The organism is Nocardia sp. NPDC003726 (genome assembly GCF_053586955.1).
On the sequence record NZ_JBSFNF010000002.1, the window covers coordinates 425,987 to 449,911 of the forward strand.

Consider the following 23,925-nt stretch of genomic DNA (forward strand, 5'->3'; position numbering starts at 1 on the left):
TTTCCGGCGGGCGCCCGTCATACGCTGTCGGACGGCGCTCGCTCGAGATCGATTCCCGGTTCGGCCGATCATCCGTCCAGATCGAAGGGAACTGCCATGCCGACGATCACCACCACCGATGGCGTCGAGATCTACTACAAGGACTGGGGCGCCGGGCGTCCGGTGGTGTTCAGCCACGGCTGGCCGCTCAACGGCGACGCCTGGGACAACCAGATGAAGTTGGTGGCGGCCAACGGCTATCGCGCCATCGCGCACGATCGGCGCGCGCACGGCCGCTCCAGCGACGTGTGGGACGGACACGACATGGACCACTACGCCGACGACCTCGCCGCGGTGCTCAACGAGCTGGACGTCGAGGACGCGACGCTGGTGGGGCACTCGACCGGCGGCGGCGAGGTGACCAGGTACCTGTCCCGGCACGGCACGTCGCGGGTCGCCAAGGCGGTGCTGCTCGGCGCGGTGCCTCCGTTGATGCTGAAGACCGGGAGCAATCCGGAAGGGACGCCGATCGAGGCGTTCGACGACATCCGCGCGGGCGTGGCCGCCGATCGTTCGCAGTTCTGGAAGGATCTGTCGGTCCCGTTCTACGGCGCCAACCGCGCGGGAGCGAAGGTGTCGCAAGGGCTGCGCGACCACTTCTGGCTGATGGGCATGCAGGTGGGGCTCGCGGGCGCGTTCGACTGCGTCAAGGCGTTCTCCGAGACCGATTTCACCGCCGAGCTGCCGAACATCGATATTCCGGTGCTGGTCGCGCACGGCGACGACGACCAGATCGTGCCGTTGGCCGCCGCGGGCGTCAAGACCGCGAAATTGCTGCCGCGGGCCCAGTTGAAGGTGTATCCCGGCGCCCCGCACGGCCTGTGCGGGGACTACGAGAAGGCGTTCGAAGCAGACCTGCTGGACTTCCTGAACAGCTGAGGAGCACACACCCGATGACGAACACTCGCCGTGTGCGCCGCGCCGTGGCCGCGCTCGCCCTCGCACTCGCCGCCGCCGTGTCGGCCGGACCCGCGCGGGCGCAAACGCTGCCCACCGTCGTGCTCGTGCACGGCGCCTTCGCCGACACCACCAGCTGGGACGGCGTCGCCGCCGTGCTGCGCGAGCGGGGCTACCGCGTGCTGACGCCGGAGAACCCGCTGCGCGGACCGGCCTACGACGCGGCCGCCGTGCAGCGCATGCTGGACACGATCAGCGGTCCCGTCGTGCTGGCCGGGCACTCCTACGGCGGCTTCGTGATCAGCAACATCCACGACCCGAAGGTCGAATCGCTGGTATACGTCGCGGCGTTCGCGCCGGTGGAGGGGGAAGTGGCGCAGGCGGCCCTTGACCCGATCCGCTTTCCCGGCAGCCGGCTGTGGCCGCCCGCGCTGCAGGTGAAGGTCGTCGACGATGCGACAGGGGTCGCGGGGAAGAACCTGGACGGCTACGTCGCGCCCGACAGCTTCAACGCCGTCTTCGCCCAGGACGTCGGTCCTGCGACCGCGGCGGACATGATCGCCCATCAGCACTCCATCGCGCTGAAGGCCAACCTCGAACCCTCCGGATCGCCTTCCTGGTCCGGGACGCCGAGCTGGTATCTGGTCTCGGCCGCCGACCGGGTCATCCCGCCGTCCGCACAGCGCTTCATGGCCCAGCGCATGTCGGCTCGCACCAGCGAGATCGACGCCTCGCACGCCTCGCTGGTCTCCAGGCCCGACGCCGTGGCCGCGGTGATCGACGCCGCCGTACCTCGCTGAGCGCGTTTCGTCCCGCCCTCCCGCGGTTACATTGCAGGCGAGCGATCCGGTTGCCGACAATTAGACTGGATCAACGGACGAACCGCGTTTCGCCTGCGATGCATGGCGGCCGCGGGACGTCGGCGCCGGATACGGCGGGACGGGAGACGAAAGCGAGGAGGTGCGGCCGATGTCGAGCACCGAGGATCGGCGCTTCGAGGTCCTGCGCGCCATCGTCGCGGACTATGTCGCGACCAAGGAGCCGATCGGGTCGAAGACGCTGGTCGAGCGACACAACCTGGGTGTTTCCAGCGCGACGGTGCGCAACGACATGGCGGTGCTGGAGGCGGAGGGTTACATCACCCAGCCGCACACGAGTTCCGGCCGCATCCCCACCGACAAGGGCTACCGGCAGTTCGTGGACCGGATCTCCGAGGTGAAACCGCTGTCGTCGGCGGAGCGCAGGGCGATCCTCGAGTTCCTCGAGTCCGGCGTCGACCTCGACGACGTGCTGCGCCGTGGCGTCCGCTTGCTGGCCCAGCTGACCAGGCAGGTCGCCGTGGTGCAGTACCCGACGGTGTCGGCGTCCACGGTGCGGCACATCGAGGTGGTCGCGCTCAATCCGGCCCGCCTGCTGCTGGTGGTGATCACCGACACCGGCCGGGTCGATCAGCGCTTGGTCGAACTCGGCGCGGTGATCGACGACGAGGATCTGGCCGCGCTGCGCGGCATGCTCGGCGGCGCGATGGACGGCAAGCGCTTGGCCGCGGCCTCCGCCGCGGTCGCCGAGTTGCCCGAGCACGCTCCGTTGCGCCTGCGCGACGTGCTGGTGCGGGTGTCGACGGTGCTGGTGGAGACCCTGGTGGAGCACCCGGAGGAGCGCTTGGTGCTCGGCGGCACCGCCAACCTCACCCGCAACGCCGCCGACTTCGGTTTCCCCGGCTCGCTGCGCGCGGTCCTGGAGGCGCTCGAGGAGCAGGTGATCGTGCTCAAACTGCTCGCCGCGGCCCAGCAACCGGGGACGGTGACGGTGCGCATCGGCGAGGAGACGCAGGTCGAGCAGATGCGCGGCACCTCCGTGGTGTCGACCGGCTACGGCGCGGCGGGCGCTGTACTCGGCGGTATGGGTGTGCTCGGGCCCACCCGGATGGACTACCCGGGCACGATCGCATCGGTGGCGGCCGTCGCCCGATACATCGGCGAGGTGCTCGCCGAGCGCTGACGCGCCGACGCCACTGCTACGCTCGATCCTTCGGCCGGATAAAGTTGAGTGCACAAGACTAATGCTGTTGTCGGCGCGCTTCGCACGCGGCGCGGGCACCGGCGGCACTGTCGAGAACGACCAAGGACTAGAGACTCAAGTGGCACGGGACTACTACGGACTGCTCGGCGTCGCGAAGAACGCGACCGACCAGGAGATCAAGCGGGCATACCGCAAGCTGGCGCGTGAGCTCCACCCCGACGTGAACCCCGACGAGGCGGCGCAGGCCAAGTTCAAGGAAGTGTCGACCGCCTACGAGGTGCTGTCGGATCCGGAGAAGCGGCGCATCGTCGACCTGGGCGGCGACCCGCTGGAATCCGGTGGTGGCGGGGCCGGATTCAACGGCGCCGGCTTCGGCGGGCTCGGCGACGTGTTCGAGGCGTTCTTCGGCGGCATGAGCGGATCGGCCAGCGCGCGCAAGCCGCGCGGTCGCGTCCAGCCCGGCGCCGATTCGCTGATCCGCACCAGGCTCAGCCTGGCCGAGTGCGCGGTGGGCGTGACCAAGCACCTGACCGTGGACACCGCGATCCTGTGCGACATCTGCCAGGGTTCCGGCACCAACGGCAAGTCCAAGCCGGTGCGCTGCGAAACCTGTGGCGGCGCGGGCGAGGTCCAGTCGGTGCAGCGGTCGTTCCTCGGCCAGGTGCTGACCTCGCGTCCGTGCCCCACCTGCCGTGGCGCGGGCGAGACCATCCCGGACCCGTGCCACAAGTGCGGTGGCGACGGGCGGGTGCGGGCGCGCCGCGAGATCGCGGCCCCGATTCCCGCGGGCGTCGCGAACGGCATGCGCGTGCGGCTGGCCGCGCAGGGCGAGGTCGGCCCCGGCGGCGGTCACGCGGGGGATCTGTACGTGGAGATCGTGGAGCAGCCGCACGACGTGTTCGTGCGCGACGGCGACGACCTGCACTGCACCATCCGGGTGCCGATGGTGGACGCGGCGCTGGGCACCACCGTCGTGATCGACACCATCCTGGACGGCCCCACCGAGCTGACCATTCCGGCGGGCACCCAGCCCGGTGAGATCTCGGTGCTGCGCGGTCACGGCATGCCGCGACTGCGCTCGAGCGCCCGCGGCGACCTGCTGGCGCATCTGGACATCGTGATCCCGTCCAAGCTGGACAGCAAGCAGACCGAACTGTTGCGCAAGTACAAGGGATTGCGCGAGCGGGAGCGCGCCGAGGTGATGTCGGCGCAGTCCGAGCACAACAGCGGCCTGTTCGCGCGGCTGCGCGCGTCCTTCAGCGGGCGCTAGGTGGCGGCGACGGTCTTCTACCTCGACGAGGTGCCCGAGCCGGGCGCGGTCGCGGTGCTCGACGGCCCCGAGGGCAGGCACGCCGCCACGGTGCGCCGCATCCGGGTCGGGGAGCCGATCACCCTCTCCGACGGGCGCGGGGTGCTGGCCGCCTCGGAAGTCGTTGCGGCGCAACGCGACCGGCTCGAGCTGGCGGTGCGCGATCGAGTGCTCGCGGACCCCCAGACGCCGCCGGTGACGGTCGTGCAGGCGCTGCCGAAGTCCGATCGATCGGAACTGGCGGTCGAGCTGATGACCGAGGCGGGCGCGGACGTGGTCGTTCCCTGGCAGGCCGCGCGCTGCGTCGCGAATTGGGAGGGCAAAGCGGCCAAGGGTGTGGAGAAGTGGCGCGCCGCCGCGCGCTCGGCCGCCCGTCAGTCCCGCCGGCCCTACATTCCGGATGTCGCCGACCTGCACCGGACGGCGGATGTGCTTGAGCTCGTGCGCGCGGCCAAAGGGCGCGGCGCGATCGTGGCGGCGCTGCACGAATCCGGCGCCGCCCGCTTCACCGCATTGCCGTTCGCCGACGCCACCGAGATCGTTCTGGTGGTGGGCCCGGAAGGCGGGCTGGACGACGCGGAACTCACGGCCTTGGCCGAGGCGGGCGCGGAGATCACCTTGCTCGGCCCGACCGTGCTGCGTACCTCCACGGCGGCAGCGGTCGCGCTGGGCGCGCTCGGTGCGTTGACGCCGCGCTGGTGAGGGTTTCGCGGCGCGGCCGGGAGCGTGCGTCCGATCTCAGACCTCGACAGGCGCCGCTTTCCCGGAGTCACCGGCGGCGGCGTTCACCGACACCGCACCGCGATGCGCCCGGTGCGATACCGCCAGCAGTAATGCCGCGATGACCATCAGCAGTCCGATACCGCCGACCAGTGCGAGCCACCCGGAGTGGGCGTAGGCGATGCCCGCCGTTCCGCCGACGAGCGCGCTGCCGAGGTAGTAGGCGAACAGATACAGCGACGACGCCGCGCCCCGGTTGCCTTCGGCCATCGCCCCCACCCACGCGCTCGCGGCGGTGTGCGCCCCGAAGAAACCGGCGGTGTAGAGCAAAACGCCGAGGATCACGGTGCCGATTTGGTCGGGGATGGTCACCACGAGACCGATCGCCATGACGATCAGCGACATCCCGAGCACCCAGGACCTGCCCACCCGATCCGTCAACCGGCCGGACGCCGCCGAGGCCGCCGTTCCGGCCAGATAGAGCACGAACACCAGTCCCGCCAGTGCCTCCGGCAGCTCGAACGGCGGGCTGGTCAGCCGGTAGCCGAGATAGTTGTACATCGAGACGAACCCGCCCATCAGCACGAACGCCAGCCCGAACAGCGCGAGCAAGCCGCGGTGGCGCAATTGGCTGCCGAGGTCGCCCAGCACCGTCCGGATTCCGGCGGGGCGCGCGACGAAGCCCCGCGATGGCGGCAGCCACCGGACGAACCAGACGGTGCAGGCCGCGGCCGCGATCGAGGCCGCCGCCTGCGCCCATCGCCAAGACGCCAGATCCAACGTGAACGCCGGAATCAGCCGCCCGGCCAGCCCGCCGATGGTGGTGCCTGCCACGTAGATGCCCATCGCGGCGCCCAACCCTTCCCCGCCGATCTCCTCGGCCAGATAGGCCATCGCGACCGCGGGCACACCGGCCAGCGCGATGCCCTGCACCGCGCGTCCGGCCAGCAGGACCTCCAGCGAGGGACTCAGCGGCAGCAGCAGTCCGATCACCGCCGCGGTGACGGCGGAACCGATCATCACCTTGGTCCGGCCGATCCGCGACGACAGCGCGCTCACCGGAATGATCGCCAGCGCGAGGAAGCCGGTCGTGAGCGACACCGCCAGCGCCGCGCGTGCGGGCGTCGCGCCGAACGCCGTCGACAGGCTCGGCAGCAGTGCCTGGGCGCTGTACATGGAGGCGAAGGTGGTCAGACCGGCGGCGAACAGCGCGATCGTGATCCTGCGTTCGTGGGCGATGTCCCTGGCCGCTTCGATTCGTCTGGTGGTCATGGCTCCTCCTTTCATCCAGCATCACCAGCCCGTTTTCCGGAAGGAAATGAATAATGGAAGGCAAGTTGATTCCCTGAATGCATATAGCGAGGTCGGACTGTGCTGGGTGAGGATCTGGAGTGGTTCACGACACTCGCCGAACTCGAGCGGGTCGGCGCCGCCGCCGAGCGACTGCACCTGGCGCAGCCGACGCTGTCGCGCATGCTGGCCCGCTTGGAGCGCCGGGTGGGCGCCCAACTGTTCGACCGGCACGGAAAGCGAATCGTCCTCAACGAGTACGGCCGCATCTACTACGAGCACGCCCGCCGCGCGCAATCCGAGCTGGACGCGGCGAAACAGGCCCTCGCCGATCGGGTCAACCCGTCCGGGGGCGTCGTGCGGCTGTCGTTCCAGCACTCCTTCGGCGGCTCGCTGGTGCCGCAGCTGATCAGCGGCTTCCGGCGCGTGTCCGGCCGGATCACGATCACGCTGTGGCAGGGAGCGGCCGAGGCGGTGACCGAGCGGGTCCTCGCCGGTGACGCCGATCTGGGCATCGTCTCGCCCCGTCCCGCCGTCGCGGGCGTCGGCTGGCGCGCCGTGCTGCGTCAGCCGCTGGTCCTGGCGGTGCCGCAGGAACACCGACTGGCCGGACGACGGCAGGTTCGCCTCGCCGAGGTGGCCGACGCGGAGTTCGTCACCATGCACCACGGCTTCGGGATGCGGCGCATCTTCGACGAACTGTGCGCCGCCGCGGACATCCGGCCCCGGATCGCGTTCGAATCCAGCGATCTGGTCACGGTGGCGGGACTGGTCTCGGCGGGGCTGGGGGTGGCGATCCTGCCCCGAGAGGACCCGCTGTCCGCCGGGCCGCTGTCGGGACCGGTGACGGTGCCGCTGGCGGACGCGGGCGCGGCTCGGGCGGTCGGGCTGATCTGGCCCGCGGCGACCACGCCACCCGACGCGGTGCGACGCTTTCGTGATTTCACCGAGGATTGGGCGCGCCGACGTGGGGGAATCCCGTGAGCGGCCGATTCCGCTCGCGGCTTATTCACTGGGCGGTGTCAGTGGTGCGGGTTAAACTTGCTCCATACCGCAGTCGAGACCGGAAAGCAGGCTATAGCCACTTTTGAGAACACAAGGCGAGATCGGCGACCCCACCACCCCAGCGGCAGGCATCGGCGCCGGCGACAACGGTTCGGGTCCCGCAGCGCGCACCGTGCGCTCGAGTATCGAACTCGCTCCCGAATCCGTGTTCCCCTTCCTCGGTTCGGCCGACCAGAACCTTCGTGAACTGGAAACGCTGCTCGACGCGGACATCCACGTCCGCGGAAACTCCGTCACCCTCACCGGCAAGGCGGCCGACGTCGCGCTCGCCGAGCGGGTCATCGAGCAGTTGGTCGCGCTCACCGGCCGCAACCGCGTGGTGACCCCCGAGGCGGTGCGCCACACCGTGTCGATGCTCACCGAGGGGTCCAGCGAGTCCCCCGCGGAGGTGCTCAGCCTGGACATCCTGTCCCGGCGCGGCAAGACCATCCGGCCCAAGACGCTGAACCAGAAACGCTACGTCGACGCGATCGACGCCAACACCATCGTGTTCGGCATCGGACCCGCCGGTACCGGCAAGACCTATCTGGCGATGGCCAAAGCGGTCCAGGCGTTGCAGACCAAGCAGGTCAACCGGATCATCCTCACCCGTCCCGCGGTCGAGGCGGGGGAGCGGCTCGGCTTCCTGCCCGGCACGCTGAACGAGAAGATCGATCCGTACCTGCGCCCGCTCTACGACGCGCTGCACGACATGATGGACCCGGAGGCCATTCCGAAGCTGATGGCGGCCGGTGTCATCGAGGTCGCGCCGCTGGCCTACATGCGCGGACGCACCCTGAACGACTCGTTCATCATCCTCGACGAGGCGCAGAACACCACCGCCGAGCAGATGAAGATGTTCCTCACCCGTCTCGGATTCGGCTCGAAGATCGTGGTGACCGGCGACGTGACCCAGGTCGATCTGCCGACCGGCGCCCGGTCCGGTCTGCGCGCGGCCAGCGAGATCCTCACCGAGATCGAAGACATCCACTTCGCGGAGCTGACCAGCAGCGACGTGGTCCGCCACCGGCTGGTCTCCGACATCGTCGACGCCTACGACCGCTTCGAGGCCCAGTCCCGTCCGCAGGTCGCCCCGCATTACGGCGGCAACCGCGCACAGCGCCGCGCGGCGAGCCGGGCCGACCGGCGCTGACTCGTCTCGCCGGGCGGGGCTCCGCTCCGCCGACGCGATCGACGGGATCGTAGGCTGTTCGGGTGAGCATCGAGATCGCCAACGAGTCGGGTATCGACGTACCCGAAGAAGAGCTGGTCAGCGTCGCACGGTTCGTGATCGCCCGGATGGACGTGCACCCCGCCGCGGAGCTGTCCATGGTGCTCGTCGATCTCGACACCATGGCCGACCTGCACATGCGCTGGATGGACCTGCCCGGCCCCACCGACGTCATGTCCTTCCCGATGGACGAACTCGAGCCCGGCGGGCGGCCCGACAGCCCCGAGCCCGGCCCGTCCATGCTCGGCGACATCGTGCTGTGCCCGGAGTTCGCCGCCGGACAGGCGCGCAAGGCGGGGCACTCCCTCGATCACGAACTCGCCTTGCTCACCGTGCACGGCGTGCTGCACCTGCTCGGCTACGACCACGCCGAGCCGGACGAGGAGAAGGAGATGTTCGCCCTGCAGGCGCGGCTGCTCGAGGAGTGGTACGAGAGTCTGCGGGAGGCTCAGCGGCGCGCCGAACTGGCCGAACGCGACGCGCGATTGCTGGGTAAGGCTGGCTTCACCACACCGGGTGAGTCGCTGGGTCCCGCGTGAATTCCCTGACCCTCGTTCTGCTCGCGGTCCTGCTCATCTTCGTAGGCGGGATCTTCGCCGGGGTCGATTCCGCCCTGAACACGATCTCGCCCGCCCGGGTCGAGGACCTGGTGCGCGCCGACCGGCCCGGCGCGGTGCGGCTGGGCCGGATCGTGGACGACCGGGCCCGTTACGTGAACCTCATGGTGCTGCTGCGCATCCTGTGCGAGATCGGCGCGACGGTGCTGCTGGCGGCGGGCCTGATGACGCTCTGGGGCGAGAATTGGGCGCTGCTGATCACCGCTGTGGTGATGGTGCTGGTGTCGTACGTGGTGATCGGTGTCGGCCCGCGCACGCTGGGCAGGCAGCACGCCTACTCCATCTCGCTGGCCGCGGCCTTGCCTTTGCAGTTCATCGGCGCGCTGCTCGGGCCGATCAGCCGACTGCTGATTCTGATCGGCAACGCGATCACCCCCGGTAAAGGCTTCCGCAACGGGCCTTTCGCTTCCGAGATCGAGCTGCGCGAGGTGGTCGAGATGGCCGGTGAGCGCGGGGTGGTGGCCGACGACGAACGACGAATGATCCAGTCCGTCTTCGAACTCGGCGACACGGCGGCGCGCGCGGTGATGGTGCCGCGCACGGAGATGGTCTGGATCGAAGCGGACAAGACCGCCGCGCAGGCGATGTCGCTGGCGGTGCGTTCCGGGCATTCGCGGATCCCGGTGATCGGCGAGAACGTCGACGACATCCGCGGCGTGGTGTATTTGAAAGACCTCGTGCCCTTCGCCGAGCGCAGCCGTAAGGTGCGGGTGCGCGAGGTGATGCGTCCCGCGGTGTTCATGCCCGACTCGAAACCGCTCGACAGCCTGCTCGACGAGATGCAGCGCAGGCGCAATCACATGGCGTTGCTGGTGGACGAGTACGGCGGCATCGCGGGTCTGGTGACCATCGAGGACGTGCTGGAGGAGATCGTCGGAGAGATCGCCGACGAGTACGACGTCGACGAGACCCCGCCCGTCGAAGATCTCGGCGACGGCCGCTACCGCGTCTCGACCCGGCTGCCGGTGGAGGATCTCGGCGAGCTGTTCGGGTTGGAGATCGAGGAGGAGGACGTCGACACCGTCGGCGGCCTGCTGGCGCACGAACTGGGCCGGGTGCCGCTGCCCGGCTCGAAGATCGAGGTGCACGGGCTGGTGCTGCGCGGCGAAGGCGGTCCGGACGCGCGGGGCCGGATGCGGGTGAACACCGTGGTGGTACGCAAAGCGCGCGAGAAGGTCCCCGCGGGGAAAACCAACGGGGACAATGCCAATGGCAAGCGCAAGGCGAACGGATCGGAGCGGGAGACCGCTGCCGATCGCGACGAGGACGGAGACACCGAATGACCGAACTGGACGCCGAGGACACCAAGCTGGTCGTCCTGGCCCGTGGCGCGCTCGGCCGCACCGGCGGGGCGAGCGGAGCCGCGATCCGCGACACCGACGGCCGCACCTACGCCGCGGGCGAGGTCACGCTGAGCGCGCTGCGGTTGACGGCGCTGCAAGCCGCCGTGGCCGCGGCGTTGTCCAGCGGCGCGGAGGGTTTCGAGGCGGCCGTCGTGGTCGGCGGGCGGCTGTCGGACTTCGGCGTGACCGCGGTGCGTGAGGTTTCGGCGGAGGCGCGGATCATCTTCACCGATCGCGACGGCGCGGTGTTCGAGATCGTCGACGACTCCGCCGACGCGGCCGACGCGGTGAGCGCCGATTCCGGTGAGGTCCGCGGTGGCTGACGCGCAGGAGAAGGGCGCATTCCGGTCCGGTTTCGTCTGTTTCGTCGGTCGTCCGAACACCGGCAAGTCGACTCTGACCAACGCGCTGGTCGGCGCGAAGATCGCGATCACCTCCTCGCGTCCGCAGACCACCAGGCACACGATTCGCGGCATCGTGCATCGCGAGCACACGCAGTTGATCCTCGTCGACACCCCCGGTTTGCACCGTCCGCGCACCTTGCTCGGCCAGCGCCTCAACGACCTTGTGCGCGATACGTATTCGGAAGTGGACGTGATCGCGCTGTGCATCCCGGCCGACGAGAAGATCGGCCCCGGTGACCGCTGGATCGTGCAGCAGGTCAAGCAGATGGCGCCGAAGACGACGCTGCTCGGCGTGGTCACCAAGATCGACAAGGTGAGCCGGGACCAGATCGCCGAGCAACTGCTCGCCGTCTCCCAGCTGCTCGGCCCGGAGGCCGACGTGGTTCCGGTGTCGGCGGTGCGGGGCGAGCAGGTCGAGGTGCTCGTCGACGTCATCGCGTCGAAGATGCCGGAGGGCCCGGCGTTCTACCCCGACGGCGAGCTCACCGACGAGCCAGAGGAAACGCTGATGGCCGAGCTCATCCGCGAGGCCGCGCTGGAGGGCGTGCGCGACGAGCTGCCCCACTCGCTGGCCGTGGTCATCGAGGAGGTCCTGCCCTACGAGGACCGCGAGGACATGCTCGACGTCCACGCCTTGCTCTACGTCGAGCGGCCCAGCCAGAAGGCCATCGTCATCGGCAAGGGCGGCTCCCGGCTGAAAGAGGTCGGCACCAACGCCCGCAAACAGATCGAACACATCCTCGGCACCCGGATCTACCTGAATCTGCACGTGAAGGTGGCCAAGGACTGGCAGCGGGACCCGAAACAGCTGGGCAAACTCGGTTTCTGACCTGATCGGAGTTCGGCTGTGATCGGGCGGAAACCGTGTCAGCGGTGGTGTCAGATCCGCGTCAGGCCGGTGTCAGCCGGGGCGGCGACAGTAGTCGTGTGAACAGCACAGCAATCGCGACTCCCACCACCGTCACCCTTTCCGACCAGGACAAGAGCACACTGCGGACCGCCGCGTACGGTGCCCTGTCGCTGATGGCCGCCACCGGTACGCCCCACGCGGCCGCTACGAACGGCTCCATCGCCTTGACGTCGGCGACCGGCCTGGTCGGGCACGTGCTCGCCGCGAGGTCCAAGGACATCGAACTGAAGGGCAGGACCGTCGCCGAACTCGCCGACCGAGTGCTGCCCGCCCTCACCGCGGCCATGAACCTGCTCGGAAAGCACGATCCGGCCGAGGCCGACAACTTCCGCGGCACCGTCCTCGCCGCCGTCGACGCAGCCGCCAGGCCACGCGGCGGCGAACCCGGCCCCGCCGCGGCCGAGATGGCCCGCAAGATCACCGCGGCGCTCGACGCCGCCACGGTGCCGACGGCTGCCGCCGGGCCGGATCGGCCGGAGCTGCAGAAGGCCATCGAGGAGATCGTCGCGTCCGGTATCGCCGGAATCACTCTGCGCGTGCACGACGAGCGCGGCGAGTGGGTCGGCAGCGCAGGCGTGCGCGAGCTGGGGGAGACCGCGAAGCCGCCGACCGACGGGCACGTCCGGATCGGCAGCAACACCAAGACCTTCACCGCGACCCTGGTTCTGCAACTGGTGGCCGAGGGCCGGATCGCGCTGGACAACGCGGTGGCCGACTACCTGCCGGAGTTCGGACTCGACCCGCGGATCACGGTGCGGATGCTGTTGCAGCACACCAGCGGCGTATTCAACTTCACCGGTGAGTATTACCAAGACGGAACCGTTGTGCCGGGAATCGCCGCCACCACCGCGGGCAGAGAGTGGGTGGACAACCGGTTCGCGACCTACCAGCCGGAGGAGCTGGTGCGGCTCGCGCTGTCCAAGCCGCCGCGGTTCGAACCCGGCACGGACTGGAGCTACTCCAATACCAATTACGTGCTGGCCAGGCTGCTGATCGAGAGGGTCACCGGCCGCTCTGTCGCCCAAGTGATGCAGCGGCTGATCCTGGGGCCGCTGGGGCTGTCGGGCACCGTGGCGCCGACCACCCAGACCGAGGTGCCCGAGCCGCACGCCCACGCCTACTACCGGTACGAGGACGACGGGCAGGAGAAGACCGTCGATGTCACCAGCCAGAACCCGTCCTGGATCTCCAGCGGCGGTGACATGATCTCCACCACCCAGGACCTGCACACCTTCATCTCCGCGCTGATGAGCGGCAAGCTGCTCCCCGCGCAGCTGCTGGCCGAGATGCGCACACCGCACCCGACACCCATCCCGAACATGGGCTACGGCCTCGGTGTCTTCGTGCAAGACACCGGCCTGGGCGGCACCGTCGTCACCCACAACGGCGGCGCGGCGGGCCACGCGGCGCTGATGTACAGCACACCCGACGGCAGCAAGACCATGACCGCCACGCTGAACTACGTGGACGACGCCGCCCTGTCCTTGGCCGTGCCGTTCCAACAGGCGACCCAGAGGCTCGTCGACGAAGTGTTTCGCGGCGGATCGTCCGATCCGGCTCAGCCGACAGACTGAACACTCGTCAGCGCACAACTCGAGCGTCACTCCGGTGTGTACCGGGCGGAACGCGAATCGGGCTATCTCGAACTCAGTGAGTTGGAGATAGCTCGATTCGCATGCTCGGCCGAAGTTTTCAACTCATGGTGGCATCCCGAATCTATGGTCGGGTAGATGAACGACGCTATTGCGGTCCGGCTCGGAACCACCGATGACGCACGGCAGCATTTCGATGCGATCTGCGAGCTGTACGACGAAGTATTCTCGGCGGCACCGTACGTTTGGCCGGACACCGAGTCGCAGCGCCATCGACAGATGCTCACCGACATGATCACCAGGCCGGGGTTCGGCGTGGCTCTCGCGACATCCCATGACGCCCTAGTCGGATTCGTGTACGGAACCACCCTGACCACCGACACCGGGTGGTGGGAAGGGTTCCAGCAGCAGGTACCGCCGGAAATCACACAGGAATGGCCCGGTAGGACCTTCGCCGTGATCGATCTGGCCGTTCATGAGTCGGCACGTCGACACGGCCTCGGCCGCCGATTGCTCGACATCCTGCTGGATAGCCGCCCCGAGCAACGGGCGACGCTGGCAGTCCAGCCGCAGGCAGCAGATGCACATGCGTTCTATCGGGCGATCGGTGGCTGGCACCTGTCGCCACCTACGCCGCACAGCAGGGATTCAACGTCGGTGTCCTCGACGCCGAAGCCCATGGCTTGGGCATCGACCAGACGATTGACCTCATCAATGCCACCAAGCCACGGTGGGCGGGGTTCAACCTGCTCGCCCCCACATACGAGATCAGCGCCCGCATCGCCGCCGGGCTCGACCAGGACATCGAGGTCATGCTCGGCGGACATCACGCCAAAGCCATGCCGCGCCGAATACTGACCGATCCACGCATGACGCGGTGCGCCGCGCTGGTACTCGGCGAAGCCGAGACCCGGGTCTCCGAGCTGCTCGATGATCACCGCAACCGATCTCGCTTACCAGGCGTAATGTGGCTGGACCCGATCATGCGAGTTCCGGTCACCGGTGGAGTGCCGGGCGCAACGCATCATCTCGCACCCGACATTGATACCTTGCCGTTCGTCGACCGGACCTATCTGTGTCAGGACCCGCATTACGAGCATGCGTGGTGGGAAGCGAACATGGTCGGTGCTCGGGGCTGCCCATACAACTGCTCCTTTTGCGGAGCGGCGGTCAGCGCCAACCCGGATGTCACCATCCGAACTCGCCACCCGCGCAACATCATCGATGAAATGGTTGGGCTTCGCGAACAGCGCAGCGTCACCGCGTTCCGGTTCGTCGACGACTTGTTTCTCGGGGCACGCCGCGTAATCGACACCATGATGCGTGCCTTCGCGGCCGAACAGGTCGGCGATTGGGCGCGCTGGGATGCCACCGGCCGGATCAACGTGTTGCATCGAGCTGACGATGCGACGCTCGATCTATTGGCGTCGAACGGTCTGCGTGAAGTCGCGCTCGGTATCGAGTCCGGCAGCACCCGGATGCTCGAGTACATCGACAAGCGCATTACACCTGAAATGGCGGTCGGCGTGGTGACCCGACTGGCCGAACGCGGCATCGGCGTGAAGGGATATTTCATTCTCGGATTTCCCGGTGAGACCCGCCGAGAGATCGACGCCACCGAGCGGCTGATCCACCGGCTATGGGAAGCTACCGATCAGCTGCCCGGACGATTCCGCGCATCGGTGTTCGAGTTTCGCCCCTATCCCGGAACGCCGGAATGGCATCGACTCATGGCGACAGGTCGCTACCAGGCGGAACAACTTCTGAACTATTCGCCGGTGGACCTGACCAGCGGGGGTGTCGACGAGTCGATGCTCGCCCGCGACGAGTTCAACTTTTCGGTCGATCTCCAGCTCGCGGAGGCACCCACCAGCTACATCCGTGCCAAACTGGTCGACTTGGCGCATGCCCAGCACGTGCGCGCTGCCGCCGGTTAGACGCCGATGTCGGCGACTGCGTGCGGTATATCCCAGCCATGCTCGCTGAACGGCGCTCGCCCGTCGAGGAATGCGCGGATTCCGACGGCGGGGTATTCGATCAAGTTGTCGGGGAGGTCGTCGATCGGGAACCATCGCACAGCCGCGCACTTGTCCGGTTCTCGATTCACCGGTTCCCCGATCCAACGCCGTGCTTGTAGGAACAGACCCAGCCGTGGTTCCGGGCCTGAACCGGCGGCGTGCACCGCGTGAACGAATCCGAGGTCGGCCGGGTCGATGAGCACGCCGATTTCCTCACGGGCTTCTCGGGCGGCGGCCGTCGTAATCGGCTCGCCCGCGTCCAATTTGCCCGATGGCAGATGCCACTGGCCTGCGAACATGTCTCCTCGACGCTGAGTCAGCAGTAGCTTGTCGTCGCGCACGAGCAGTATATGAACGTCTACCAGGTGACGATCGGCCATCGGCATCTCCTCGCGTTCCACGGACGGCCGAGACCATACTGCATCGGCAATCGGCACACCAGCGGACTTGCTTGGCATCGACGCGGCTGATCACGCGAGTAGTTGGTGGGCGGAAGCGGGTTGAGCGCACCGAGAATGACGGGGGCACAGCGTTGTGGTGCGGGCTCACCACCAAGGTGTTGGCCGGTGGTTCTGCCAGTTCAGTTCGGATTCGAGTTGGGCGGCCAAGGAGATCAGGATGGGTTCGGTGTTCGCGGTGCCCATCAGTTGGGCGCCGATGGGGAGGCCGGTGTCGGTGAAGCCGGCGGGAATGTTGATGCTGGGCCAGCCGAGGACGTTCCACGGCCAGGTGTATGGGCAGGCGGCGGTGATGAGGTTGTTGGTGGCGTTGACGCCGATGCCGTCGATCTCCTCGACGCGGGGTGGTGGCGTGGCGGTGGTGGGGGCGAGGACTACGTCGTAGTCGCGGAAGAAGGTGCCGATCCGCTTGTGCAGCAGAGGTTCCAGTCGACGGGCCGCGTAGAGGGCGGGGCCGTCGAGCACCCGGCCGATTCGAGCGTTCGCGGTGGTGCGCGGATCCACTTCCAGGCCGGGCATGCGGTGGTAGACCCGCCGGATACCAGCGAGCGAACGAGGCAGGAACGAGGCGCCGATCAAGATGCCGTAGTGCAGGTCGGCCACGGTCACGGGTGTGGCCCAGCGCCCGCAGCGTGGCGGCGGTGCGGCGCACCGCCTGCTCGATCTGGGGATCGAGCGCGGTCCTGGTCGCGGTGAAGGGAATTCGCAGCGACAGCGCGATCCGCAGTTTTCCCGGGTCGCGGCCGACGGCGTCCGATGCCGTGATCGGTTCCGGGGTGTGCAGGTCCCCTTGGTGCGGACCGGCCGCCGCGTCCAGCAGCAGCGCCGCGTCCGCGACGGTGCGCGCCAGCGGCCCGTTCACGGTGAGCCCGTAGAACGCCTCGGCCTCCGGCCAGGTGGAGATGCGTCCGCGCTGCGGTTTGATGCCGACCAGGTTCGTCCACGCGGCGGGGATGCGAACCGAGCCCGCGCCGTCGGAGCCGAGGGCGGCGGGGACCAATCCGGCGGCGACGGCCGCCGAAGCTCCGCCGGAGGATCCGCCCGGAGTCCTCGTGCGGTCCCAGGGGTTGCGGGTGTGCCCGAACCACGCGGCGCTGGTGAACGGCCACTGCCCGAGTTCGCAAGTATTGGTCTTCCCGACGATCACCGCGCCCGCGGCGCGCAGACGCCGCACCGATTCCGCGTCCTCCGTCTTCGGCGCGAAGTCGCCGCCGCAGCCGAAGGCGGTCGGTTCACCTGCGACGTCGGTGTCGTCCTTGACCGCGACGGGCACGCCGAGCAGCGGTAATCGCTGCCCAGCGGCCAGTCGCCGGTCGGCTTCGGCGGCCTCGGCCAGCGCCCGTTCGCGGCGCACGACTCGGAAGGCGTTGAGGGTGCCCTGCGCCGCGTCGATCCGGTCCAACGCGCCGCCGACCGCGGCGGTCGAGGTGACCGCGCCGCCCGCGATCGCGGACGCCAGTTCGGCCAGGCCCAGCTCCCGCGTGTCGGGCGCGTGAGCAGGATCGGACACCGTCATGTGAGCTCCGTCTCGTCGTGGTCAACCAGACGGTAGCGCCAATTTGGTCAATCGTCCAGATTGCATTGCATGACGAAAGCCGCTGGCAGTGCTCGCGCCACGAGTGGAAGGCTCGCGTCAGCGAATGTGCTTGCATTCGCCGTATGGCACCCCCTGGGTGAGATCGGGCCTGCCGAACATGCGGCCGACCAGCGCGTTGAACGCGGCCACCGACAGCCGGTCCATGTCGTTGCACAGGAAATCGTTCTTGGTGCCCGAGACATCCTTCGATTTCAGCGATTTCGCCCACTTCTGCGGCGTGCCCCCGCACCCGACGTGCACTTGATAGTCCCCGCCCTTGTCGAGGGTGAAGGAGTAGTCGACCTTGGAGTGGCCGCCGAGCCGGACCGGGACCTTGGTCTGCGCCCATCCGGATTTCGACGTCTTGGCCTGGATCCACACCCCGACCGGCGAGGCGCTGTTGATGCAACCGATCGTGCCGCTCACGGTGGTCGACGCCGCCGATGCGCTCGGCACGCCCAGGGCGAGGAACACCGCCGCGGCGGAGAGCGGAAGGGCCACGCGGAGGGAATTGCGCATTGTTCGATCCTTTCGATCGGATTTCCGTTTTCGACGGTCTGGGGCGCTGCGGGAAACTCACCGGAAGGTGCGCCATCCCCAATGGCGCTCGGGCAGGGCTTGCCCCGGGAGTGGTGCGATGGATTGATAGATGTCGTACAGCCAAGCCCGCACCCTCGCGTCCTCGATCTCCTTGCCGAGGATGGCTCCGACTTCCACGTACCCGACGACGGCGGCGATCGCGGTCATTCGCGCCCGCAAGCCGCGAGCCCGAGGGTGCAGTCGAAGGTGGAAGTCGCGGTGGCCCGTCGCCAGGCGGGAGCAAACATGACGCAGGATCGCCGCTGCCAACGGGGCCGCGTCACCGGGCAGGCAGGCGTCGATCAAGAGGTCGAGGGCGTCTCGCTCGCCGGCCGCGAGTCCTCGGGTGGTGAGATCTCCGATCGCCTGGTCCACTTCCCGCGGGGTCCTGATCAGCAGCCGGTAGCGATAGAGCAGCATCGGCACCGTCACCGGCCGATAACGCACGAGCGCCGGATCGGCGGCCGCCCCCAAGGCGTCGCCGAGGTCGGTGGCGTGAGGCGCGCTGAGCAGTTGACGCCACGCGGCGGAGCGGGGGCCGTAACCCAGACCGGCGAGGTAGGTGATGTCCTCCGTCACCCAGGCGGGCCGCCGTCCGTCCTGGCCGCGAACCACCAGATACTCGCCTATGACGGTCGAGATGACGACGTCCCATGCGGGATCGGGTTCGGGTGCTGCGGTCAGTGCTCCGGCCAGGAATCCGGGGCGGCGGCCGGCATCGAGACGGGGCAGAACCGTGCCCAGAAGCAGGTGGCGCTCACGCGGATCCAGCGCCTGCGCGGTAGCTGTCGCGACGCTGTAGGCCAGCACCTGATCCAGCTTGCCGACAGCCTCGCACAGCGGTGCGACGGAAGGTAGCGCCTCGACGAAGGATGAGGCCAGGTCTCCGGGATGGCGCAGCCGGGCCAAGGTCGTCGCGGGGTCCTTGCGCGTGGCCGAGAACGCGCGTGCCAGCGCGGTCGCCCGCACCCGGACCGGCAGTCCGGCATCGTCCGCGATGCGCAGGCAATCGGCGACGGTGGTGTCGAGCAGAGGGCCGATGACGGCGGTGGTGTCCGCGCAGCGCCCCGCGATGTGCAGCAACACGCGCCGGTCGGCGAAGGTGAGGTCGGCGGTGTGCAGGACATGGGGCGGCAAGCGGCGGAGCAGTTCGAGCAAACAGATGTCACGGTACCGGTGGAGACTTCGCCCGATCTTGTGCACATACTCGCCCAGCATGCGCGCGGTCGATCGGTCCGCTATCTCCCGCCCCAATCGGGTTGCCACCTCGCCGGCCTGATTCGCGCGGACGGAATCGAGTTGTCGCAGTGCTTCCCACGCCGGCGACCCGGAATCCAGGAGGAGAGCGACGAGGATGTCGCTGCCGTTCGGCAGCGCCAGCACCGTCATGAGGCCGCCTTCGCGGCGGAGCACGGGCAGCAGCAGATCGTGATCCGGCGTCCCGGTGGTGAGCACCGTGATGCAGCGCAGGACGGCATCGAGCGTTACGCCTTCGCCATTCGCCGCGTCACCACTGCGCATTGCGCCGACGGCAGCGCGCACGACGGCGCGCTGGCCCGCGTCGTCGGAGAGGATGAGACGTGCATGGCTGACTCGGGTAGCCGGATAGGAGGGCTGATCGGCCTGGGCTCGCAGCGGCGACCGTTCGGTGACCGCCATACCGGTGATATCGAATTCGTCGACGAAACGGGAGGTTTCGTAGGTGGACAGCGTGAGCCCTTCGGCTACCTCGGGGAGCCGCCACGCCAATTCGGCGAACGCGGCGACGATCACCTCCGGTGGTTTCCGCAGGATCACCGGCAGTTGCCCGTCGTGCGCCAGAATCGCAGCGACGACGTCCGACAGCTCTTCCGGGTGGAGCGCCCGCAGCGGCGCGGCGGGAATCTCGCCCAGGCCGATTCGGGGCAGAACGGGGCCCACCGGTAATTCGCCCCGCCACCAGAACGGCGAGTCGAAACGCGCCGCCAGTTCGTGCACGGGAAGTGCCGCCGCCGGTCCGGCCACTACGTGGGCGTAGAAGTTGCCGGGGCGTCCGGTCGTATCCAGCCCGAGATGGCCGCGGCGGAACACCAACCGCATCCCCTCGAAGTCCGTCCACCCGTAGGACACGGGCGTGGCGGAATCGCGATGACTGCCCCGGGGAGCGGTGTATCGGCACAGTCGCACCGCGGCTCGCGTGAGCACGTCTTCGCGATCCGCCAATCCGCGTGACGCCGCGACAGGTTGCAGGCCGAGGCCCGCCGCGCCGCGGGGTACGCGCGTATACAGAAGTTGCTCCAGCTCTGTCATCCGCGGCGACCGCTGATCTCGGGCAAGCGGAGCAGCACCATCAGCAGCGGATCCAGGCAGCGCACCGGCTTCAGCACGTCGATGGTGTCGGCGTTCGGGGTATCCCCGATAGCGGCGACGGCGTGAAAGGAGACCAGGTCCCCGGGCCGCCGCCGGCCTGCCGCCACCACGTCGTTGCCGCCGAATTCGCGCAGGACCTGCCGGACCTCCTGGTCGATCCACTCGGCGTCCTTGCGCCATGCCGCGACGGAACTCATGTCGGCAGGCGCGGCGAACGCGACCGGGCGTCCCAGCGCGTTCGCCACGAGATCGGATTTGGACAGCGCGATCGCGATCGGCGTCCGCCGGCGATGCGCGTGATCGAGTTCTTCCATGCACGCGTTCAGCAGGTTCGCTTGATTGGCGTAGGCGGTGTCGACAGCGCCGTCGACCGGCCATGGCCGCCCGTCGGGCCGATCCAGCGACAGCGGATCGATCAGGAAGATCGTGGCGTCCGCACGGCGCACGAATCCCGCGGTCGAAGCGCGGCGGCGCGGATCGGCCAAGTCCTCCCCGGCCACGTCGTGGAACAGGACCAGCGCCGGATCGTTCTGTCCCACAGCCACTTTGCACACCAGCGGATTACGTGCCACGTCCGTGCCCTCGGGGGTGGGCGCGAGCAGAAATCGCTGACGGAACACCGGTATGAAGTAGTCGTTGTCGAATCGGTTGCCGCTGTCGTTGTCGAAGGTGAATTCCGTGAAGTCGCAGTGCTCCAGCCCTTGCCGGTAGACGGCCTCGCGCAGCGCGCTCGTCAAGTAGTGCGATTTGCCCGCTCCGCTGGTTCCCACCACCGCGATGGTGTAGATCGGGTAGTTGTCGATGTCCTCCGGCATCGGAGTGGCACACCGATGACACAGGCGGCGCGGAACCAGCGCCGGATCGACGTCGCTGAGCAGGGGGAGTGCGGGCGGCAGCGCCTTCTGGAGCACCCGGTTGTGCAGGCGTTCGGCGGTCGTGTTCAGCGGAGCTTCGACGACGACGGGCCAGCTGCGGATGACGTCGTACACCGGGACGTGCACGGCCGGAGCGAAGAGTTGTTGTCCGCCGCCGTTTCCCACCGGTCTGCGTTTGACGCGGTTGGTCGCGACGATCGGCAGTTCACCGAGCATCACCACGTGACCGCAATAGGGGCAACGACGTTTCGAGAACACGTCCATCTTGTGTTTCCTCTACTCGGCTGCCCGCGTCACCGGACGAACCGGCGGTCGGAATGATCGCCGGGGCGTCCGTCGGTGCGGTCCGGCTGATGGGTGTAGGTGATGCCGACGTAGATGATGATTCCGACCACGAAGGCGACATTCGGGATCACGGCGGTCCCCATCGCGAGGCCCGAGGTGCGGATGGCCTGGGCGTACACCAAGAGGAATTCGATGATCGAGATGGCGCCGATGAAGATGGTGATGCGTTTGGCGATGTCTTCGCTTTTGGGGAAGACGTGCACGAAGTACCAGCCGACGGCGGCGCCCGCGATTCCGGGCAGGACGGTGCCCGCGAGCAGCGCGATGGGCGTGGCGTTGGACAGCGCGCTGACGGCCAACTCGGCGACGGTGAGTCCGGCGACATGGGTGGCCAGGACGACGAGTCCGCCCGCGATCAGCATGCAGCCGCGAATGGTGGATTCCATCAGGTCGTTCGGTTCGAGCACCACTCGAAAGCAGTAGACGATGAAAAGCATCGCCGATCCCAGCAGGACCAGATGGAACAGGGCATAGAGCAGAAAGATGACCATCTACAGGGGTTTCCTCGGGTTGTCGTCGAATGGTCAGCCGGAGGCAGCATGGTTGCCCGCGGTGCGCGCACACCGGTGCGGCGTCCGATGACCGTCCGAATATCGAAACACGCGGCGGTGCCGAAAATTTGCCTCTGCGCCGATCGTGCGACTAATCACTTGACCAAATAGACGTTCGCCGCAAAGTAACTCGCGAAACGGCGGGGTGGGCAAGATCTTGCCAGGAATACCGAAATTCGAAACCTACTGGTTCGAAAGGGCTTTCAGATCTTGCCCCTGCGTATCCCCAGCGTTGAAGATCGCGTGATGGAACCGAGCTTACGAGTACTCGTCGCCTCGCCACTGGGGGGAATCATCGCTCCGACGCTGAAGCAACATTTTCCGGCATCGACGGTCGCGATCGCCTCCGATGTCGACGAGGTGCGCAGTCAAATCGTGGGACGTTTTCGGTTCGATGTGGTCATTTCGGATCTGATCTGGAACAAGCCCGAAATGGAGTACCGATTCGACGGTTTGGATGTTCTCGACTTGCTCCGGGACACCAAACGCGAGAGCGAGGTCCTGCTCGCCGCCCAAGGCCACAGCATGGAGCGGGACCACCTCGACGAGGCGCGGCTGCGCACCGCGGAGATCGCCGAGTTCTACGACAAGTCGTCCGGCGTGCCCGCGCTGCTCGAGGCCATCGAACGCGCCGCGACCGGCCGCAGCAGGCGGATCGCGCCGCCGCCGCAGGGGCCGCCCGCGTTGTGCACCCTGTTCACCGACCAGCGTGGCGAGACGGCGGGCCGGCTCGCCGGTGCGATCGCGTCCAAGTCGGCGTGGGACTACAACTCTCTCGCGCAAGTCGCCAGCGTCGGTCTCAATACGGCCAACAAAGCGGCCAACACGTATATCGGGCCGATCATCCTCGCTCGCGGGGAGTTGCCGGAGGGAACGCCGTTGACCCAGGGCGCGGTCTTCCGTTGGTGCGGTGAGCACGCGCACTACCTCATCAGCTGGTGCCGCCGGAACGGGCATGCCGATGTCCTCGGTCCGCGATTCGCCTGAGACCGGAGATTTGCGATCCGGCGTCACCGGGTCAGCGCTTCCGTATGCCCGTTGCGGCGGCACCAGCTCACCAGATAGCGCGCGTGCATTCCGCACCAGCGGTACACGACGGCGGGAGTCAGCTCTCCTCGGGAATCGCTCTCGCCACGTCGCGCGATGATCCACCCGAGACGGCCGTCGGCGATCGAACGGGCCGTGTCCACGCCCACGTTCGCCGCGGCGGCCAGAGAGCCCGGATCCCAGGTGTTGCCTGCGGCGATCGCTCCGGCCAGCCGTCCCGCGATCTGGCCTTCAGGGCCGGTGAAGAGTTCGTAGAGTGACGGGACGCCGTTCGGCGGAGGTCGGCGCGGAAGGTGTTTCCCATCGGCTACGTGCCGGATTGCCGACAGCAGTGCTGAAATCCCCGCAGCTTTCTCGTGCACGCCGGCGATCTCGTCCGCGCGGTGATAGGCCTCGTCGAGATGATCCTGCTCCATGCTGTGCCCTTGCCCGGCCAGCAGGACCGGTGTGCGCGCGGATTTCGCGCGTACCATGTCCACGACGTCCAACCCGTCGAAGCGGAATTCCTGCTCGGGGTGGTTCCACACCAGGTCCGCGAGCACCACGTCGAAGCTCGCGCTGTCGGCGAGAGCGCCGGCCACCTCCGCTCGGTCGTGAGCGACGATGACGTTCGCCGCCGGAAACGCCGCCGACAGGGTCGGTTCGATGACATCTCCGAGCGGTGAAGCGACGAGAAGTCGCATGAATGGTTCCCCTCTCGTGGGCCCCC

General features: G+C 68.1%; 21 protein-coding genes and 2 pseudogenes. 15 read left to right on the plus strand and 8 right to left on the minus strand.

The genetic code is table 11. The annotated features are described in order from the left end of the window. Nucleotides 1–96: 96 nt before the first annotated feature. The 5 genes from ACWDMM_RS04420 (at nucleotide 97) to ACWDMM_RS04440 (ending at nucleotide 4,969) form a co-directional block, all read left to right on the plus strand. A complete protein-coding gene (locus ACWDMM_RS04420; RefSeq protein WP_195077609.1) occupies nucleotides 97–918 on the plus strand; it encodes an alpha/beta fold hydrolase in 822 nt (273 codons plus the stop codon). 14 nt (nucleotides 919–932) lie between these two features. Then, on the plus strand, nucleotides 933–1,736 hold the full coding sequence (locus ACWDMM_RS04425) for an alpha/beta fold hydrolase (RefSeq protein ID WP_195077610.1): 804 nt from the start codon (nucleotides 933–935) through the stop codon (nucleotides 1,734–1,736). Between the two features lie 169 nt (nucleotides 1,737–1,905). Then, nucleotides 1,906–2,937 (plus strand): heat-inducible transcriptional repressor HrcA, encoded by a 1,032-nt coding sequence (gene hrcA / locus ACWDMM_RS04430; protein WP_195077611.1) that lies wholly within the window; start codon nucleotides 1,906–1,908, stop codon nucleotides 2,935–2,937. A 139-nt stretch (nucleotides 2,938–3,076) separates the two neighbouring features. Then, entirely contained in the window at nucleotides 3,077–4,228 is a 1,152-nt protein-coding gene (gene dnaJ, locus ACWDMM_RS04435; protein WP_195077612.1) for a molecular chaperone DnaJ, read from the plus strand. Next, the gene (locus ACWDMM_RS04440; protein WP_357205174.1) at nucleotides 4,229–4,969 is read left to right on the plus strand and encodes a 16S rRNA (uracil(1498)-N(3))-methyltransferase; all 741 of its coding nucleotides are present in this window, start codon (nucleotides 4,229–4,231) and stop codon (nucleotides 4,967–4,969) included. Nucleotides 4,970–5,005: 36 nt separating this feature from the next. Here the strand turns inward: ACWDMM_RS04440 and ACWDMM_RS04445 are convergent, their stop codons facing one another. Beyond that, nucleotides 5,006–6,259 carry an MFS transporter gene (locus ACWDMM_RS04445; protein WP_449935925.1) on the minus strand — a complete coding sequence of 418 codons (1,254 nt, stop codon included), beginning with the start codon at nucleotides 6,257–6,259 and terminating at the stop codon, nucleotides 5,006–5,008. Between the two features lie 99 nt (nucleotides 6,260–6,358). On the opposite strand from ACWDMM_RS04445, the gene ACWDMM_RS04450 reads away from it, so the two are divergent. The 9 genes and pseudogenes from ACWDMM_RS04450 to ACWDMM_RS04490 all read left to right on the plus strand — a co-directional run bounded on the left by ACWDMM_RS04450 (nucleotide 6,359) and on the right by ACWDMM_RS04490 (nucleotide 15,355). Next, nucleotides 6,359–7,261 (plus strand): LysR family transcriptional regulator, encoded by a 903-nt coding sequence (locus ACWDMM_RS04450; RefSeq protein WP_449935928.1) that lies wholly within the window; start codon nucleotides 6,359–6,361, stop codon nucleotides 7,259–7,261. 151 nt (nucleotides 7,262–7,412) lie between these two features. Next, entirely contained in the window at nucleotides 7,413–8,474 is a 1,062-nt protein-coding gene (locus ACWDMM_RS04455; protein WP_195077925.1) for a PhoH family protein, read from the plus strand. A gap of 62 nt (nucleotides 8,475–8,536) precedes the next feature. Beyond that, complete coding sequence (ybeY, locus tag ACWDMM_RS04460) at nucleotides 8,537–9,091, plus strand: rRNA maturation RNase YbeY (protein WP_195077616.1); 555 nt, start codon at nucleotides 8,537–8,539, stop codon at nucleotides 9,089–9,091. Continuing rightward, nucleotides 9,088–10,452, plus strand: a complete 1,365-nt coding sequence (locus ACWDMM_RS04465; protein WP_195077617.1) for a hemolysin family protein — start codon at nucleotides 9,088–9,090, stop codon at nucleotides 10,450–10,452. Before ybeY ends, ACWDMM_RS04465 begins: the two co-directional genes overlap by 4 nt. Then, on the plus strand, nucleotides 10,449–10,835 hold the full coding sequence (locus ACWDMM_RS04470; RefSeq protein ID WP_195043399.1) for a cytidine deaminase: 387 nt from the start codon (nucleotides 10,449–10,451) through the stop codon (nucleotides 10,833–10,835). The genes ACWDMM_RS04465 and ACWDMM_RS04470 overlap by 4 nt, the downstream gene beginning before the upstream one ends. Beyond that, nucleotides 10,828–11,745: a GTPase Era gene (era, locus tag ACWDMM_RS04475; RefSeq protein WP_449935931.1), complete on the plus strand. Its 918-nt coding sequence runs from the start codon at nucleotides 10,828–10,830 to the stop codon at nucleotides 11,743–11,745. Before ACWDMM_RS04470 ends, era begins: the two co-directional genes overlap by 8 nt. A gap of 98 nt (nucleotides 11,746–11,843) precedes the next feature. Continuing rightward, nucleotides 11,844–13,400 (plus strand): serine hydrolase domain-containing protein, encoded by a 1,557-nt coding sequence (locus ACWDMM_RS04480; protein ID WP_449935934.1) that lies wholly within the window; start codon nucleotides 11,844–11,846, stop codon nucleotides 13,398–13,400. Nucleotides 13,401–13,556: 156 nt separating this feature from the next. Then, nucleotides 13,557–13,967, plus strand: a pseudogene (locus ACWDMM_RS04485) (N-acetyltransferase family protein); the annotation flags it as partial. A gap of 62 nt (nucleotides 13,968–14,029) precedes the next feature. Continuing rightward, complete coding sequence (locus ACWDMM_RS04490; protein WP_449935996.1) at nucleotides 14,030–15,355, plus strand: B12-binding domain-containing radical SAM protein; 1,326 nt, start codon at nucleotides 14,030–14,032, stop codon at nucleotides 15,353–15,355. Here ACWDMM_RS04490 and ACWDMM_RS04495 read toward each other — a convergent pair. From ACWDMM_RS04495 to ACWDMM_RS04520, 6 genes and pseudogenes are all read right to left on the minus strand, one after another. Then, nucleotides 15,352–15,816: an NUDIX hydrolase gene (locus ACWDMM_RS04495; RefSeq protein ID WP_357104631.1), complete on the minus strand. Its 465-nt coding sequence runs from the start codon at nucleotides 15,814–15,816 to the stop codon at nucleotides 15,352–15,354. The genes ACWDMM_RS04490 and ACWDMM_RS04495 overlap by 4 nt on opposite strands. Before the next feature lie 165 nt (nucleotides 15,817–15,981). Further along, nucleotides 15,982–17,410, minus strand: a pseudogene (locus tag ACWDMM_RS04500) (amidase). Nucleotides 17,411–17,527: 117 nt separating this feature from the next. Next, entirely contained in the window at nucleotides 17,528–17,989 is a 462-nt protein-coding gene (locus ACWDMM_RS04505) for a hypothetical protein (RefSeq protein ID WP_195077627.1), read from the minus strand. 57 nt (nucleotides 17,990–18,046) lie between these two features. Next, entirely contained in the window at nucleotides 18,047–20,338 is a 2,292-nt protein-coding gene (locus ACWDMM_RS04510; protein ID WP_357205199.1) for a GAP1-N2 domain-containing protein, read from the minus strand. After that, the gene (locus ACWDMM_RS04515; protein WP_195077629.1) at nucleotides 20,335–21,537 is read right to left on the minus strand and encodes a GTPase domain-containing protein; all 1,203 of its coding nucleotides are present in this window, start codon (nucleotides 21,535–21,537) and stop codon (nucleotides 20,335–20,337) included. Before ACWDMM_RS04515 ends, ACWDMM_RS04510 begins: the two co-directional genes overlap by 4 nt. Nucleotides 21,538–21,566: 29 nt before the next feature. Continuing rightward, nucleotides 21,567–22,109 (minus strand): hypothetical protein, encoded by a 543-nt coding sequence (locus ACWDMM_RS04520; protein ID WP_357104643.1) that lies wholly within the window; start codon nucleotides 22,107–22,109, stop codon nucleotides 21,567–21,569. 306 nt (nucleotides 22,110–22,415) lie between these two features. On the opposite strand from ACWDMM_RS04520, the gene ACWDMM_RS04525 reads away from it, so the two are divergent. Further along, entirely contained in the window at nucleotides 22,416–23,156 is a 741-nt protein-coding gene (locus ACWDMM_RS04525; protein ID WP_195077929.1) for an MSMEG_1198 family transcriptional regulator, read from the plus strand. A gap of 23 nt (nucleotides 23,157–23,179) precedes the next feature. On the opposite strand, the gene ACWDMM_RS04530 is transcribed toward ACWDMM_RS04525, so the two are convergent. Next, entirely contained in the window at nucleotides 23,180–23,899 is a 720-nt protein-coding gene (locus ACWDMM_RS04530) for an MSMEG_1198 family transcriptional regulator (protein WP_357104647.1), read from the minus strand. Nucleotides 23,900–23,925: the final 26 nt, after the last annotated feature.

Bases quoted from the DNA above. Each gene is read 5' to 3' on its own strand.
- ACWDMM_RS04420 (WP_195077609.1), top strand. From the start codon at position 97: ATGCCGACGATCACCACCACCGATGGCGTCGAGATCTACTACAAGGAC.
- ACWDMM_RS04425 (WP_195077610.1), top strand. From the start codon at position 933: ATGACGAACACTCGCCGTGTGCGCCGCGCCGTGGCCGCGCTCGCCCTC.
- hrcA (WP_195077611.1), top strand. From the start codon at position 1,906: ATGTCGAGCACCGAGGATCGGCGCTTCGAGGTCCTGCGCGCCATCGTC.
- ACWDMM_RS04445 (WP_449935925.1), bottom strand. From the start codon at position 6,259: ATGACCACCAGACGAATCGAAGCGGCCAGGGACATCGCCCACGAACGC.
- ACWDMM_RS04470 (WP_195043399.1), top strand. From the start codon at position 10,449: ATGACCGAACTGGACGCCGAGGACACCAAGCTGGTCGTCCTGGCCCGT.
- ACWDMM_RS04495 (WP_357104631.1), bottom strand. From the start codon at position 15,816: ATGGCCGATCGTCACCTGGTAGACGTTCATATACTGCTCGTGCGCGAC.
- ACWDMM_RS04505 (WP_195077627.1), bottom strand. From the start codon at position 17,989: ATGCGCAATTCCCTCCGCGTGGCCCTTCCGCTCTCCGCCGCGGCGGTG.
- ACWDMM_RS04510 (WP_357205199.1), bottom strand. From the start codon at position 20,338: ATGACAGAGCTGGAGCAACTTCTGTATACGCGCGTACCCCGCGGCGCG.
- ACWDMM_RS04515 (WP_195077629.1), bottom strand. From the start codon at position 21,537: ATGGACGTGTTCTCGAAACGTCGTTGCCCCTATTGCGGTCACGTGGTG.
- ACWDMM_RS04520 (WP_357104643.1), bottom strand. From the start codon at position 22,109: ATGGTCATCTTTCTGCTCTATGCCCTGTTCCATCTGGTCCTGCTGGGA.
- ACWDMM_RS04525 (WP_195077929.1), top strand. From the start codon at position 22,416: ATGGAACCGAGCTTACGAGTACTCGTCGCCTCGCCACTGGGGGGAATC.
- ACWDMM_RS04530 (WP_357104647.1), bottom strand. From the start codon at position 23,899: ATGCGACTTCTCGTCGCTTCACCGCTCGGAGATGTCATCGAACCGACC.